Genomic DNA, 15206 nt, shown 5'->3' on the forward strand with positions numbered 1-15206 from the left:
GGTGGGGCACTTCTTCGGAGGATCTACAAAGCCCGGTAGGAAGCCAGAGCCGGTGTGAAGTCTGTCTGGATGACATCAGCCCCGGCCTCGGCGAGCCGCCCCCATCCCAGGTCCGGATCCTGGAGCACGGATGTCTCGTCGTCCCAGCCCAGGTACATCGGCGTTCCCTCGGCGATGTTGATGGCATTGAGCCAGAGGTAGAGCCCCTTGCTACGGATGCGCTGTAGCGTCTCCGCCGATGCCAGGGTGGCATCGGTGCCGTCGGCAAGCAGCTCGAGGCCCACCATGTTGATCGTGCCGCTGTCGGCGGCCGCCAGTGCTGTCTCCAGCTCCTCGGCGGTCTCGACGATGGGCATGAACATGAACTTCTCGTCGTGGGAGCTCATGAGCTCGAGGGTCTCGGCGTGCGCCGGGCCCTTCAAGATCGAGTTCTTGTGGGCGCGGTGCTGCGCCAAGAAGTCGAGCATCTCGTGCCCGTACTTCCACGACTTGTCCAGGTTGAGCAGGCCGTCGCCGATGCTGTCGAGAACCTCCGACAACCGCACCGGGGTGCAAGGGCGGTTGCTTGCGCGGACGAACCACGCGTACTGGAGGTTGTCGATCTCTTCGGACCGCAGCGTCCTGATGTCGACGTCGAGGTCGAAGTGCATCTTCTCGTAACCGGGGTGGTAGAGGTAGAACACTCCGTCTGCCGAACGCATGAGATCAATCTCCGCGATATCCGCGCCCAGGTTGAAGCAGGCGTTGACAGCCGCAGTCGTGTTCTCGACGATCGTGCCGCCGGGCTGACCGCGGTGCGCGGCGATGAGGAAGGGCTGGTTCGATAGCCGTTCCAGGAGAATCGCGTTGGTTTCCGCGCACTCGGGGAGGCCGATGGAGGAATGTTCGAAGGTCATTACTTACCAGTACCACCTTCGATGTTCGCGGTGACGGCGGGGTTGAGGTCATCCGCGTCCTCGGTCAGCTTACGGCGCAGGATCTCGGAGTAAGCGGAGGACTTCGCGGTCCGGCGGGTGCCCTTGAAAATCGAGGGACCGTACACCAGGTAGAGCACGATGCCGGAGATGATCATGAGCAAAACGGTGTAGACGAACGTCAGCGCCGTAGTGTCGTTGATCGACTCGGAGGTTGTCGCGCTCTGGATGAAGATACCCAGCGGCTGGTAGAAGGGGTGCGACAGGAACACTGCGATGTCGTAGTTGTCCAGCAGCGAGTTGAAGTTCAGGGCGAAAATGCCCATCGCGACCGGGAAGACAATCGGCAGCAGGATCGTTCGGAACACACGGAACGAGGACGCGCCGAGCATCTGCGCGGCCTCCTCCAGGCTGTCGGGGACACCCATGAAGCTCGCCTTCAACATGCGCAGGGTGAAGGGGATCTTCTCGATGATGTAGCCGATCGCCAGGATGATCGTCGTACCCGTCAGCACCAGACCACCCACAAGCACGTTGCTCTGGCTGAAGGTGAGCACGAGCGAGAGGGCGATGAGGGTCGACGGCAGGATCCACGGGATGTGGAGCAGGTACTCGAAGGCCACCGCGATCCAGTTCTTGTGCCTCTGGACGATGCGCGCCACGAAGAGGAGGAAGAACACGACGATCGCGGAGGCGACGGCGGAGTAGATGATCGAGATGAGGAACGGGCGCAGGGCGGCCGCGTCCGTGACGATCAGCAGGTAGTTGTCCAGGGTGAACGAATCGAGCGTCAGCTGGCCGGTAGAGATGGTCTGCGCATCCGTGAAGGAGAAGATGGTGATCAGCACCGGCGGAATTGCGTAGATCACAAACAGCACGTAGGCGAAGAAGTGAACGAGCACATTCGCAACCGGGTTCTCGATCTTCTGCTTCGGCAGAGGCGAGGGGACCTTTGCCACCGAGAAGTAGGTGCCGCCTGCTTCCAGGCGGTTCAGGATCACCAGAAGCAGGATGGTGGCAATACCGAGGAACATCGCCAGCGCAGCCGCGAGGTCGCGCGAGGAGACGGTGTTCGCGAACGTCAGGATCATCGGCGAGATCGTCTGGAAGGTGTCGCCGCCGAGAATCAGCGGTGCAGACATGGCGCTGAGACCCGTGAGGAAGGTCAGCACGGTGATGGAGAAGAAGATCGGCTTCATCACGGGAAGGACGATCCGGGAGATCACGCCCCACGTGCTGGCGCCCATCTGCTTTGCTGCCTCGATGGTTTGGTAGTCGATCTTGGAGATCGCGTTGGTCATGAACAGCAGGTGGTTACCCGTCGTGGAGAACGTCATGACGAGGACCACGGCGAGCATGCCAGTGAACCATTCCCTGTTCATGTCGGGGAAGTAGTTCGAGAGCAGGGAGGTGATAAAGCCGTTCGGACCGTAGATGAGGTTGTAGCCCGACACGAGGACCACGCCGCCGTACAACAGGGTGGTGGCGAAGCCCAGGTAGAGGATTCGGGCGCCCTTGATGTCGAAGTAGCGCGTCACCAGAACGATGAAGACACCGACGATGTTCACGGTGAACGAGAGCACAACGGCGAGCAGGAACGAGTTTCGCAGCGACATCATGGCGCGTTCGGAGGAGAACAGCCGCGGGAAGACGCTGAAGGACCACTCGCCGCCGGGTCGGAACACCGTCAGCAGGAGGGTGACCAACGGGACGATGAGGAAGGCGAGGATAAACCACGCCACGATGATCATCACAATGATGTTCAGGGGCGACCTGAACATCGATTGGATGTCTTTCTTCTGTCGACTCACTTTTTCTCCCCGCTATCCCCGAAGTTTTCGGTCGACGGCGCGTAGCTTCGAATCCACTGGGGATCGATGCCGAGGTAGACCTCGCCTTCGGCCCACTCGAAGTGGCCCGACTCCTGCACGAGCACGCGGATCGCAGAGTCCAGCGCGCGGATGGTGTACACCGAAGTCGTGCCGAGGTAGCTGCGACCCTCGGGAACGCCACGCAGAACGTGGATACCGGCGGGAAGCTCAGCCTGGTTCTGGGTGAAGCGGACCTTCTCCAGGCGGATGTAGTGGTTGTGCTCGGGGTTAAGCCCGGCGCCCTGGTTGTTGAGTTCCGCGACCTGGCCGGGGGAGAGCCGGTTCACGTCGCCGAGGAAGTTACAGACGAACTCGGTGGCGGAGTCGCTGTAGACGTCCTGGGGGCGCCCAACCTGCTCGATCATGCCGCGGTTGAGCACCGCGATGCGGTCGCTCATAGACAGCGCTTCTTCCTGGTCGTGCGTCACGTACACGGTGGTGATACCCGACTGCTGCTGGAGGTCCTTGAGCTGCACACGAAGCTGCTGGCGCAGCTTGGCGTCGAGGTTGGAAAGGGGCTCGTCGAGAAGCAGAATGTCAGGGCGCATGACGAGGGCGCGCGCGATGGCGACGCGCTGCTGCTGGCCACCGGAGAGGGCGGCGATGCCCTTGTCCAGCTGCTCGGGGGTGAGGTTGACCTCTCGTGCCACCTCGGCGACGCGCTCGGAAATCTCGTCCTTTGCAACCTTCGCGGTCTTCAGGCCGTACGCGATGTTGTCGCCCACGGACATGGAGGGGAACAGGGCGTAGTTCTGGAAGACCATGCCGATGCCGCGCTTGTTGCTCGGTGCACGGGTGATGTCACGGTCCTTCGACAGGATTCGGCCGGACGTCGGGTTGATGAAGCCCGCCAGCGTGCGAAGCGCGGTGGACTTGCCGCAGCCGGACGGCCCGAGGAGGGTGAAAAACTCACCGTCTTCAATCGTCAGATTGAACTCGGGCAACGCGAGGAAGTCGTTGTCGTAGCGGACAACGATGTCTTCGAACTTGATCACGGGATTCTTCCTTCAGAGTTGGTGAGCTTAGAGGTAGTTGAGCTCGATCTTTTCAATCCAGGCGGCGAGGTTCTCGGAGACGATCGTCCAGTCGATGTCCTGCTCCTCGAACGCCTCGGTCTGCTGGACCGCCTCCTGGTCCGCGTCCTCGAGGGCCTCCTGGTTGGTCGGGGCCGTGAAGAACTGGTTGGACCACTTGGCCTGGAACTCAGCACCACCGAACCAGTCGATGAACTCCTGCGCGCGCTCCGGCTTATCGGTGCCGGCGACCAGGCCGACCTGCTGCGTTGCCATCGGGACACCCACCGGCGGGTGGACGGCGGTGGTGGGAAGGTTGTACTCCTCCTCGCGGGCGGCCTTACCGGCGAGGTACATCTGGCCCATGTCCACCTCACCGCTGGCCATGTGGCCGTAGAGGTTCTGGCCTTCGACGGCGGGCACACCGTGCTCGAAGTAGGCCTCGATTGCGTCCCAGCCCTCCTGGCTGACGTGGAGGTCACCGTTCGGGTCGAAGTGGCGGGCAAGGATGCCGGAGATCACCAGCTGGGTGGTGGCGCCGCCGAGGTTGCGGGGCACCTCGTAACGGCCGTGGTACTCCTCCTTCTCCCACAGGTCCGGCCAGTCGTCAGGCGCGGTTTCCGGGGTGTACGCGGCGTCGTTGTAGACGAGCATGATGGGTTCGCGGACGATGGGCCAGAAGGTCTCACCGTCACCCATGGAAGGGTCAACCTGGTCGGACCATGCCGGCGTGTACGGCTGGAGCACGCCGGAGGACTTCAGGTTCTCGAAGTAGATGTTGTTGAGGCCGTACACGACGTCCGCGATGGGGTTGGCCTGCTCGGCGATGAGGCGGTTCTGGATGTCGGCGCCACCGAGGTCGACGAACTCAATCTCGAAACCAGCTGCGGCAGCTTCCTCCTGCAGCCACTCGCCGCGGCCGTCGGACACCGAGTTGGAGTAGATCACCAGGGGTTCGTTCTCCGGGTCGGAGCCGCAGGCGCTGAGGGTCGTCGCAGCCATCGTTGCGGCGAGTACGGATGCGGCGGCTTTTGCCAAACCAAATCGCATTGTGGATTCCTTTCCTAGGTCGGTCGACGCGGCATTTCGTGCGAAAATCCGTTCGATCTCTGTTTTTTGGACAGCAAAATAGACAGCGGAAACGAAATGCTCCCCGATAGCTTGGCAGTTAACTGTGGCCTAACTTGAACGTTCCCATGACTATTACGTTAACTTCGCGAAAACCTTGCGGTAATTACATGGCCAGGTGCTTAACTATCGTTTTCGTAGGTTTTCTTGAGGCTGTGCCGCGTTCCGGTTACTGCCCGGTGCCGCACTGTTGTAGCAGCTACCCCCTGAAGGGGGTCTAAGGGGTATCGATTCCCTTATCATTACCATAGGGATCGAATTGACATTCGAGAAAAATGTGACGCGTAAAGATTGCCTAGTTCCGATATGAACTATGACACATTAGGAAATGGCTACAGTCGCCTGAGGGCTACTGTTCAATAGGCAGCTACGCTTTCAGCGCGGAGATGCAAAAACCCGGGTGGCTGCTGTACGGCAGCAGCCACCCGGGTAGAGGGCATGAAATCTAGATGCAGTACTGCCCGCCCGTGGGGTCGTCCTGGGTCAGCGCGATGAACTTGCGCAGGATGAGGTCCATCTGGCGCGCCTCGGTCAAAAAGGCGTCGTGGCCCATGGGGCTGGACAGCTTGGACATGCCCAGCAGGTTGCCCAGGTTGCGCGAGATGTGTTCCTGCTGGTGGTAGGGGTACAGGATGTCGGTGTCTACGCCCACCACCATGGTCGGGACCTGCGAGGAAGCCAGCGCCTTGTTCAGTCCGCCGCGGTCGCGGCCGACGTCGTGGCGGTTGAGAGCCTCGGTGAGGCAGACGTAGGCTCCGGCGTCGAAACGCTTGACCAGCTTTTTCCCTTGGTGCTCAAGGTAGCTTTGGACGGCGAAGCGCTGGTCATCGCTGCGGAAGGCTCCCAGGGGATCCTCGCCGGGCTGGGCGGAGGTGCCGAACCGCTCGTCGATCTCCAGCTCACCGCGGTAGGTCAGGTGCGCCAGGCGGCGCGCCGCCGCGAGGCCTTGATCGGGGGAGTCGTCCGTGTCGTAGTAGTCGCCGCCACGCCAGGCGGGGTCGCGGGTGATCGCCGAGATCTGCGCGCTCTGGATGCCGATCTGCCAGGCGCTGGCGCGCGCGGAGACCGCGATGACGCAGGCGCTTTCCACCATGTCGGGGTAAAGCAGCGTCCACTCCAGGCTGCGCGCCCCGCCCATGGAGCCGCCGAGCACCGCGTGCACTCGCTTAATTCCGAGGATGTCGAGGAAGGCCTTTTCGGCGCGCACCTGGTCGCGGATGGATACGGCGGGAAAACGCGAGCCCCAGGCGCCACCGTCCGGGTGCGTGCTTGCCGGGCCGGTGGTGCCGTAGCAGGAGCCGAGGGCGTTGGTGCAGATGACGCACCAGCGATCGGTGTCGAGCGCCTTGCCCGGGCCGACTGCTTCGCTCCACCACTCGGCGGCGTTGGAATCGCCGGTCAAGGCGTGCTCGACCAGTAGCACGTTGTCTCCGCGGAGGTCCCCCCAGCGCTGGTAGGCAATGCGAACATCGCGGATCAGCGCCCCAGCTTCCGTCTCGAAGTCCCCGATTCGTACCTCGTGGAGCTGTCCGGCCTCCGGGAGAGTCAACGTGTGTGCCTCCTTAAACAGTTGGCGTGTTCTAGATGGCGGCGAAGCCGCGCTCGAGGTCGGCGATGATGTCCTCGATGTCCTCGATGCCTACCGACAGGCGGACGGTCGCCTGGGTGATGCCGGCGCGGGCCAGGCCTGCCTCGTCGGACTGGGAGTGCGTGGTGGAGGCCGGGTGGACGACCAGGGAGCGCACGTCGCCGACGTTGGCGAGGTTCGAGTGCAGGGTGAGCGCGTCGATGAAGGTCCACGCCTTGGCGCGGTCGTTCTCGTCGCCCGCGATGTCGAAGGAGAGCACGGAACCGGTGTAGGGCAGTCCCAGCTTCTCCTTGACGGCGTAGTAGGGCGAGTCCTTCAGGCCGGCAAAGTTAACGTGGGAGACCTTCTCGTGGTTGGTCAGGAACTCCGCGACCTTGAGCGCGTTCTGGTTGTGGCGCTCGAGGCGCAGGCCGAGGGTGTCGAGGCCCTGCAGCGCAACCCATGCGTTGAAGGGGGAGATTGCGGCGCCGGTGTCGCGCAGGATGCCGGCGCGCGCCTTGAGAGCGAAGGCCGGGGCGCCGAGGTCGGCGTACTTCAGGCCGTGGTAGGCGGGGTCCGGGGTGACGAAGTAGGGGAAGACCGGCTTGCCGTCGCGCTCGACGGTCCAGTCGAACTTGCCGCCGTCGACGAGCACGCCGCCGACTGCGGCGCCGTTGCCCGTGTAGAACTTCGTGGTGGAGGCGACGACGATGTCGGCGCCGAGCTCCAGCGGCTTGGCTAGGGCGGCGGTGGCCACCGTGTTGTCCACGATGAGCGGGACGCTGTTGCGGTGAGCCACCTCGGCGACGGCCGGGATGTCCAGGACGTCAGCGATCGGGTTGCCGAAGGTCTCGCCGTAGAAGGCCTTGGTGTTCGGCTGGACGGCGGCCTGCCAGGATTCGGGGTCGTCCGGGTTTTCCACGAAGGTGACGTCGATGCCGTAGCGCTTGATCGCGAACTGGAGGAGGGTCTCGGTGCCGCCGTAGAGGCGCGGGGAGGTGACGATGTGGTCGCCGGAGGTGGCGAGGTTGGTGATGGCGGCGGTCTCTGCGGCCATGCCCGAGGCGAAGGCCACGGCGGCAACGCCGCCCTCGAGGCTGGCAATGCGGTCTTCGAGCGCCTGCTGGGTCGGGTTGGTCAGGCGGGTGTAGATGGGGCCGGGGTCGGCGAGGCTGAAGCGGTCGGCGGCGTGCTGGGCGTCGTTGAAGACGTAGGACGTCGTCATGTAGATCGGCTGGTTGCGAGCGCCGGTGTCGGAGTCAACGGTCTGGCCTGCGTGGATGGAGCGGGTGCCAAAGCCCCACTCGCTTGCTTGCGTGTTGTCGTACTTGGTCATGGGCATCAATGTATCGGCTCCCAAAGCGTTCGTGTACCAAGCTGTCTGTCTACGTCTCTGAGCAGGCATTTTGCGTGAATAAAAATATGCAGAGTGGCACGTGAATGGACCGAGGGGTCTAATGGCGGCATCGCTGTTGGCGACGTGTTATGAACCCCGGGTAAACGCGCGGAATGAAAGCTTGGTGAACATATGTCCGCCTAATTCACGAATGGGCAGCGGCCAATACAGTGGGCAGGGTACATCTCGTGGACCAAGGAGTGAGAAAGTGGCAATAGTTGTCTTCGACATCGGCAAGGTCATCGTCCCCGAAGGGGACCGCGTCCCGCGGCTGGTGAACTTCCTGCGCAGCAACGACGTCGAGGTCGGCGTGAAGGAGCTGATGGAGAGCTACTGGGAGCTGCGAGACGACTACGACCTCGGCCTTGACGACGACACCTACTGGGCGCACGTCCTCGACCGCGCCGGGGCGACAGGCGGCGATATCGACTACCAGGCCCTCGGCCGCCTTGACGGGGAGCGCAACGCCACCGCCGACCCGGCCGTGCACGAGCTGCTGCGCGACCTTGCCGCAGCCGGGCATCGCCTCGCGCTGCTCAGCAACGCCCCGTTTTCAATGGTCAACGCGGTGCGCGAGGCAGACTGGGCGAGCGGAATCGAGGTGAAGATCTTCTCCGCCGAGGCAGGGGTGGCAAAGCCCGACAGGAAGATCTACGAGATCGCCGAGCGGGAGCTTTCCGCGGCCTTCGACGGCTACGAGCGCTGCGCCGTGCACTTCTTTGACGACCGCGACGTCAACGTCAGCGCCGCCCGCGAGTTCGGGTGGGACGCGCACCTCTGGGAAGGAGTTGAGGGCGCCCGCCGCGGCCTTCTCTGACGCGCTCACGACGCGCGCCCCGCCCGGGTTTCACGACCCGGGCGGGGCGGACTCTGCTACCTGAAGTAGAGCAGCGGGGAGAAGCTCTGCATGTCGTTGAAGATGCAGAACGCGGGGGCCTCCAGCTCGTACACCGGGTGCTGCCGGAGCCACGAGGAGTACTCCTCAGCGGCGGCGCCGAGCTCGGGGTCGCGGTCCTCGGACGTCGTTAAGCGGTAGCCCAAGGTGGTGTGGAAGCGGTACTCGCCGGGGGCCTCGACGGGGATCTCCAGCACCTCGCCGGCCTGCTGGCGGAAGCGCTCCAACTCGCGGGCGACCTCGTCGTTGGCGGGCTCCATGCGGATGGTGAGCCTGCCTTCCAGCGGGCAGACGCCCGGGGAGGTCATGGTCACCGACCGCGGTCCGCGGATGCCTGCCTCCAGCAGGCGCCCCAGCATGAGGCGGACCGCCTCAGGGAAGTCCGCGGCACCGTCGAGCCAGGCGGGCCACGCGGCGTCCTGCCCGGCGAAGGTACGCTCCTTCAGGCCTTGCAGAACCGTCATGTGGAAGCTTGAGGGCACGGTCAGGCCGTAGTTTCCGGCCCAGCCTCGCGCTGTGACGTCGTCCTGGATACGGCGCCCGATGGTGTACAGGGGCGAGGTGGCGGGCACCGCGGAGACGAACGTGGACCCCGGGTGGCGCAGCGCCACCCCGGTGGTGTCGAACTTCTCCCACGTGCGCGCGTTATCAACGAAGCCCGCCATTACTGGTTTCCGGCGCGCTCGTTGTAGGAGGCGATGGAGGCGTCCGCGCCCTGCTTGGCGGTCTCCAGCGCGGTCTCCGCGTCCTCGCCGTTGGCGATGGTGGACATGGCCTCGCCGTAGGAGCTGCGGGCGTCGTTGAGGGCACCCGAGTGGCAGCCCGCGGTGACGGTGTTCACCGGGGTGGTGGTCAGCTGGTCAAGCAGCGACTCGAGCTGCGGGGTCAGGTCGGTGAGATCCTCGGCGGCGGAGGAGGTTGTCGGCAGGTAGCCGGTTTCCTCAAATATCGTCTTCTGGGACTCGTCCGAGCCGATGAACTTCATGAACTCCCAGGCGGCGTCCCGCTCCTCCTGGGAGGTGCCCTCCTCGATCGCCCACAGAGAGTTGCCGCCCGGTACGGCGCCGGATTCGGCAGTGTCGCGCGGCATGGTGCGGATGGACCAGTCCCAGTCGATGTTGGCCTGGCTGACGTTGCCGTAGTTCGAGGAGGAGTTCATCTGAATGGCGGCCTCCTGGCTGAGGAACGCGCCGGTCGCCGCCGACCCGTCGTTGCCGGGGTTGTGGATCGCCCCCTTCTCGTACAGCTCGCCGATCCGCTCCCACGTTGCCACGAGGTCGGGGTGCGTGAGGTTGAACTCGGTGGGCTGCTCGGCGCCCACGCCGTTTTCGGGGGAGCAGAACTCGTTGCCCAGCGAGGCCATCAGTTCCTCCATGTACCACCCGGAGTGGTGGAAGGTCAGGCCGGCGCGGCCGGTTTCCTCGTGAACGCGCTCGGCAGCGTCAAGCAGGCCTTCGACCGTGTCAAGGGAGTTCGGGTCAACCCCGGCCTCGGCCAGCAGCGTGTCGTTGGTGAACAGTGCGGGCTGGGAGACCATCGCGGGCATGGAGTAGACCATATCATCCATCGTATAGTAGTTGGCCACGGCGGGAATGAGGTTGGAGAAGTCGTAGGAGTCGTCCTCGTTCGCGAGCTCCTCTGCGGGGATGGCCAGCCCGGAGTCCTTGAGGTAGCGGGTTTGGACGTCGTTGGCCTGCAGGAGCGCGGGCAGGTCGACCGTTTGAACGGAGGCGACGAACTTGGAGATGGAATCCCCGTAGTCGCCCTGGTAGGAGGCGGCAATCTCGATCTCACCCTGGTGCTGCTCGTTGAACTCGTCCACAAGCTGCTGCAGGGTTTGGCCGGCGGCGCCGGAGGAAGAGTGCCAAAAGTCGACGACGACTTCGCCGTCGGCGTTGGTGGGGGTGTCTGCGCCGGAGCCGCAGGCCGCGAGGGTGGTGGCGGTGACGGCGGTCAGGGTGGTCAGAGACAGGATGCGGGTGTACTTCTTCATTACTTGACAGCTCCTTCGGTTAGGCCGCGGCTCAGGTACTTCTGACCAAAGACCACGAGGATGATGGTGGGCAGTGCTGCGATGATCAGGCCGGCGAGGACCAGGCCTGTATCCACAGCTGTTTCGTCCGCCAGCGCCTTGATACCGGGCTGGATGGTGCGGACGGAGGCCGACTGGGTGATCAGCAACGGCCACATGTAGCCGTTCCACGCCGCAATCGCGCCGGTCACGAGTGCGGTCATGCACACGGAACGGTTGAGGGGGATGAGGAACGTGAACAGGAAACGCAGGGGTCCGACGCCCTCGAGGCGGGTCGCTTCGAGGATCTCCTTCGGGAACTGCTTAAACGCCTGGTAGAACAGGAAGATCGTGAAGGACGAAGCGACGTAGGGCAGGAAGATCGCGACCACCGTGTCGTACAGCCCCATTTCGCGAACGGTGAGGTAGTTACCGATCACGGAGATCTCGGAAGGGATCATCATGGGGACGAGGAAGAACACGAGGATCTTGCCCGGCGCGGGGATGCGACCGAACGCGAGGGCGAAGGCCGCGAGCACCCCGGTGATGAACTGGCCGCCGGTTTGCATGATGGTCACGATCACGGAGTTGATCATCTGCTGCCCGACTTCGGACTGATTCCATGCGCGGGGGTAGTTCGAGGCGACGAAATCGCCGAAGAGGAGGCTCTGGATGCCGCCCTGGATGTCAGGGGTGGACCGGAACGAACCGATGACCGCGTAGACGACGGGGAAGATGATGAATACGCAGGCGATGAGCAGCCATATCCACAAAAAGACGGTGGTGACTGGTGAGCGAAGTTGGGAGTTCACGGCCTAGGCCTTCTTTCTGGTCAGTCGGAACTGGATGAGCGTGAGCGCGAGGATGATGATGAACAGCACCATGCCGCGGGCCGAAGCACCTGCGAAGTCGGCTGTACCTCCGCCGAAGGCCTTGTCGTAAATGTCCAGCACCAACGTCCTCGTGGAGTTGCCGGGGCCGCCGCCGGTTAAGACGTGGAAGATGGTGAACTCTTTCATCGCTGACATCGACTGCGTCACGGCCAGGAACAGGAGCATGGGGGCGATGCCCGGGATGACGATGTGCCGGATGTACCTGCCGCCGGTTGCCCCGTCCAGGTTCGCCGCCTCGACCACCTCCGGGGAGATGGTGTCGATGGCCACCATGAGAAGCAGGATGACAAAGGAAATGCCGATCCACAGGTCGACGATGATCGCCGACCACAGGGCAATGTTGGGGCTGGTCAGCCACCCGACCTGGTCGAAACCGAGCGAAATGGCAATCTGGTCGAAAAGACCAACGAGGGGCGCAAACATGTTGCGGAAGACGAGGGTGCCGATCGCCGTGGATACCGCCATGGGCACCAGGACGAGGGAGCGCATCCAGATCGTGCCCCTCAGCCTGTAGCTCAGCGGCAGAGCAATGGCCAGGCCCAGGGCAAGCTTGAGCACGACCGATACCACGGTGAAGATAAGCGTACGAGCAAGGGTGGACAAAAAGGTCGGGTCCGCGAGCATGTCCACATAGTGAGAAACGCCAGCGAAGCCGTTGGGGCGCCCGAACAGGTCCACCGTAGAAAAAGACAGGTACAGGGCGCGGAGGAAGGGGTAAAACTCGAACAGCAGGAACAGGATCAGGCTGGGCACGAGGAACGCCCAGGCGATCCAGTCGATGGACTGCCGCCGAGTTTCCTGCTTGGGTGCGACCGTGGACGTCATTCGGCGATCCGCTCCTCGGTCTCGGCGTCGAAGACGTGCATCTTGGCCCGGTTCACGCGCAGCGAAATCGGTGCGCCCTCGGTGAAGCGCTCGGTGTTGGGCACGCGCACGATCAACTCATCGGTCGTGCCCAGCTCCTCGGCCTTGACGTGGACGAACTTGTCCGAGCCGAAGTTCTCCACGAACACGACTTCCCCGGTGAGGTCGGCCTCGGCCTCGCTGCTCAGTTCCGTGTCTTCGGGCCGGATGCCGAAGATGACGGCTCGGCCCTCGCCGGCTGAGGTGAGGCGTGGAAGCGGGAGGTAGGCCGAGCCCACGAGGAGCTTGTCCTCAGTGATCATGCCGCGGCGCAGGTTCATCGAGGGGGAGCCAATGAACGTGGCGACGAAGACGTTCGCCGGACGCAGGTAGAGCTCCTCGGGGGTGCCCACCTGCTGCATGTTGCCGCCTTCGAGGACGGCAATCCGGTGCGCCATTGTCATCGCCTCGGTCTGGTCGTGCGTGACGTAGAGCATGGTCGTGCCCAGCGTGCGCTGCAGCTGGCTGATCTGGGTGCGGGTGCTCACTCGCAGCTTGGCGTCGAGGTTGGACAGGGGCTCGTCCATGAGGAAGACCTTGGGCTCACGCACGATGGCGCGGCCCATGGCCACGCGCTGGCGCTGGCCGCCCGAGAGTGCCGTGGGCAGCCGGCCGAGGTAGGAGTCGAGCTCGAGCAGGCGGGAGGCTTCCCTGACGCGACGCTCGCGCTCCTCCTTCTCCACCTTCTGCATCTTGAGCGCGAACGCCATATTCTCCGCGACTGTCATGTGCGGGTACAGGGCGTAGGACTGGAAGACCATGGCGACGTCGCGCTTGGAGGGAGCGGTTTTTGAGGCGGGTTCTCCGCCGATGTAAATCTCCCCGGAGGTCAAAGCTTCCAGGCCCGCGACCATGCGCAGGGTGGTCGACTTTCCTGACCCGGAGGGGCCGACAACGGCAATCAGTTCGCCATCGTCGATCTTGAGATCGAGGTTGTTGATGGTTGGCTGCGGATTGCCGGGGTACTGCAGGGTTGCAGCGTCGAAGAGGATTTCTGACATGACTCAACTTCCCGGTGTGTCTACAAGGGCTGATTCAGTAGCAGTTGCTCGCTGCAGCGGAGCGGAACAAAGACTGTCAGCGGCGTGTTGCCTCGAGCTGTCGAAAAGGTAAACGCGGGGCTAATACGAAATGTTGTGCGTTTGTGCAGGCGAGAGCCTTGGTGAAGCTGAACGTCGGCATGTGAACTGGGCTAATGGCACCGCGGGCGGGGGAGCCCATAGGGGGCAAAGGAAACAAAGGGCGAAAATTGTTCACCCGGGAGTAAACGGGCGGGACTAGTTAACCTGCGGGGTGCTAGATCGGCGTTGGAAAAGTGGGAACTTTCCCAACCTTCGACGCCTCGCGGCGGCGAATTCCGGGACGGGGGTAGGTAATGGGGGTGGTCCTTGCTCGATTAGGTAGCCCGATTGTGCCGAAAAAGGCTCGTTTCCGCGGTCTTGATGGGGAGGCGGCCTCGCCGAGGTGTAAGGAGGCTCCGTTACGAGTACCCTTCGCTGTATGGGAACGTTCCCTATTCCGTATCTGAGTGCTCGATGCGCCCGGCTGTTCTTTCGCGCCGGGGCGGTGAAGGGAATCCACGATGGTTGAAAAGGACGCCAGGCCAACTCTGTCCGACGTCGCTCGTCTGGCGGGGGTGTCGCCGAGCTCCGCCTCGCGGGTTTTTCTCGGGCAGAAGAAGGTCTCCGAGGAGACAAGGCGGCGGGTTCTGAAAGTAGCCAACGAGATTGGCTACGTCCCGCACTCCGTTTCCCGGCGCGTGGCTTTGAAAGACAACCGCACAATCGGGCTTTTGCTTCGCGACGCCGCGAACCCCACCTACGGGTCATTATTTTCTGAACTCCACCTCGCAGCCGCGGAGAGAGGATGGGGCCTTGCGACCATGACCGTCGCGACAGGAAAGCATGACCACGTACAAATCGAGAGCCTGTACAACCTGGTGGGGATGCAGGTGGCGGGCCTCATCGTGTCTACGGGGGACCTACCCAGCGAACTGCTTGCGCCCTTCCTTGAGCAAGTTCCGATCCTGCGGGCGGGGCGCCCCGAGCCGCAGGGGCTGGTGCACGCTGTTTCCTACGACGCTGAAGCGGCGGGGCGGACGCTGGCCCGGCTTGTCTTGGGGGAGGGGCACATTCGCATCGCTGTGATCCGGACCAGAAAGGAGATCTCGCTGCCCGAATGGTTGCGCGCGGAGGCGATGATTACGACGATCCGGGCCGCGGGCCTTGAGCCGTTCGTCGTAGAGGTAGGCAACAACACCGGCGAGGAGTACATTCTCCCGCTCGTGCAGAGCGGCGCCGTGAGCGTTGTCATGTGTCCTACCGACCTGCGGCAACTCGCGTTCCTGAGGTTATTTGACTCTCATGGGCTGAACGTTCCGGAGGATGTCAGCGTGACCGGCTGCGACGGTGCGCTACACGGGGCAGACATTTTGGGCCTCACAACGTACCGCTGGCCGATCCGCCGTTTGGCCCAGGCCACCGTGGACTCCATCATCGGCCTGATCCAACGGCACGGAACCCCCGACAATCCGCGCGAGCTGATCAGTATCAAGATCCCCGGGGAGGTCGTTCGCGGCCGTACCTTGGCCGCGTCGACCGCGATGTAGCGCGAAC

General features: G+C 63.4%; 13 protein-coding genes. 2 read left to right on the forward strand and 11 right to left on the reverse strand.

From position 1 onward, the window contains the following. Window positions 1–23: 23 nt before the first annotated feature. The 6 genes from CAURIS_RS02475 to CAURIS_RS02500 form a co-directional block, all read right to left on the reverse strand. Window positions 24–896 (reverse strand): glycerophosphodiester phosphodiesterase family protein, encoded by an 873-nt coding sequence (locus CAURIS_RS02475; RefSeq protein ID WP_290342653.1) that lies wholly within the window; start codon window positions 894–896, stop codon window positions 24–26. Continuing rightward, a complete protein-coding gene (locus CAURIS_RS02480) occupies window positions 896–2695 on the reverse strand; it encodes an ABC transporter permease (RefSeq protein WP_290342654.1) in 1800 nt (599 codons plus the stop codon). Before CAURIS_RS02480 ends, CAURIS_RS02475 begins: the two co-directional genes overlap by 1 nt. Before the next feature lie 26 nt (window positions 2696–2721). Then, window positions 2722–3780 (reverse strand): ABC transporter ATP-binding protein, encoded by a 1059-nt coding sequence (locus CAURIS_RS02485; protein WP_290342656.1) that lies wholly within the window; start codon window positions 3778–3780, stop codon window positions 2722–2724. A gap of 27 nt (window positions 3781–3807) precedes the next feature. Continuing rightward, window positions 3808–4848 carry an extracellular solute-binding protein gene (locus CAURIS_RS02490; RefSeq protein WP_290342657.1) on the reverse strand — a complete coding sequence of 347 codons (1041 nt, stop codon included), beginning with the start codon at window positions 4846–4848 and terminating at the stop codon, window positions 3808–3810. 523 nt (window positions 4849–5371) lie between these two features. Next, on the reverse strand, window positions 5372–6475 hold the full coding sequence (gene metX / locus CAURIS_RS02495) for a homoserine O-acetyltransferase MetX (RefSeq protein WP_290342658.1): 1104 nt from the start codon (window positions 6473–6475) through the stop codon (window positions 5372–5374). Window positions 6476–6506: 31 nt separating this feature from the next. After that, window positions 6507–7829 carry an O-acetylhomoserine/O-acetylserine sulfhydrylase gene (locus tag CAURIS_RS02500; protein ID WP_290342660.1) on the reverse strand — a complete coding sequence of 441 codons (1323 nt, stop codon included), beginning with the start codon at window positions 7827–7829 and terminating at the stop codon, window positions 6507–6509. Between the two features lie 268 nt (window positions 7830–8097). Here CAURIS_RS02500 and CAURIS_RS02505 point away from each other — a divergent pair, with 268 nt between their 5' ends. Beyond that, window positions 8098–8706: an HAD family hydrolase gene (locus CAURIS_RS02505; RefSeq protein WP_290342661.1), complete on the forward strand. Its 609-nt coding sequence runs from the start codon at window positions 8098–8100 to the stop codon at window positions 8704–8706. 56 nt (window positions 8707–8762) lie between these two features. Here the strand turns inward: CAURIS_RS02505 and CAURIS_RS02510 are convergent, their stop codons facing one another. From CAURIS_RS02510 to CAURIS_RS02530, 5 genes are read right to left on the reverse strand one after another with little or no spacing between them, the layout of a single operon-like run. Further along, window positions 8763–9449 carry a DUF1868 domain-containing protein gene (locus tag CAURIS_RS02510; protein WP_290342662.1) on the reverse strand — a complete coding sequence of 229 codons (687 nt, stop codon included), beginning with the start codon at window positions 9447–9449 and terminating at the stop codon, window positions 8763–8765. Continuing rightward, window positions 9449–10777, reverse strand: a complete 1329-nt coding sequence (locus CAURIS_RS02515; protein WP_290342663.1) for an extracellular solute-binding protein — start codon at window positions 10775–10777, stop codon at window positions 9449–9451. Before CAURIS_RS02515 ends, CAURIS_RS02510 begins: the two co-directional genes overlap by 1 nt. After that, window positions 10777–11607 (reverse strand): carbohydrate ABC transporter permease, encoded by an 831-nt coding sequence (locus CAURIS_RS02520; protein WP_290342665.1) that lies wholly within the window; start codon window positions 11605–11607, stop codon window positions 10777–10779. Before CAURIS_RS02520 ends, CAURIS_RS02515 begins: the two co-directional genes overlap by 1 nt. Window positions 11608–11610: 3 nt before the next feature. Further along, window positions 11611–12513: a carbohydrate ABC transporter permease gene (locus CAURIS_RS02525; protein WP_290342666.1), complete on the reverse strand. Its 903-nt coding sequence runs from the start codon at window positions 12511–12513 to the stop codon at window positions 11611–11613. Next, window positions 12510–13592 (reverse strand): ABC transporter ATP-binding protein, encoded by a 1083-nt coding sequence (locus CAURIS_RS02530; RefSeq protein ID WP_290342667.1) that lies wholly within the window; start codon window positions 13590–13592, stop codon window positions 12510–12512. The genes CAURIS_RS02525 and CAURIS_RS02530 overlap by 4 nt, the downstream gene beginning before the upstream one ends. A 581-nt stretch (window positions 13593–14173) precedes the next feature. Here CAURIS_RS02530 and CAURIS_RS02535 point away from each other — a divergent pair. Then, window positions 14174–15199 (forward strand): LacI family DNA-binding transcriptional regulator, encoded by a 1026-nt coding sequence (locus CAURIS_RS02535; RefSeq protein ID WP_290342668.1) that lies wholly within the window; start codon window positions 14174–14176, stop codon window positions 15197–15199. The last annotated feature ends 7 nt before the right edge of the window (window positions 15200–15206 follow it).

It is taken from the genome of Corynebacterium auris (assembly GCF_030408575.1).
GTDB classification, from domain to species: domain Bacteria; phylum Actinomycetota; class Actinomycetes; order Mycobacteriales; family Mycobacteriaceae; genus Corynebacterium; species Corynebacterium auris.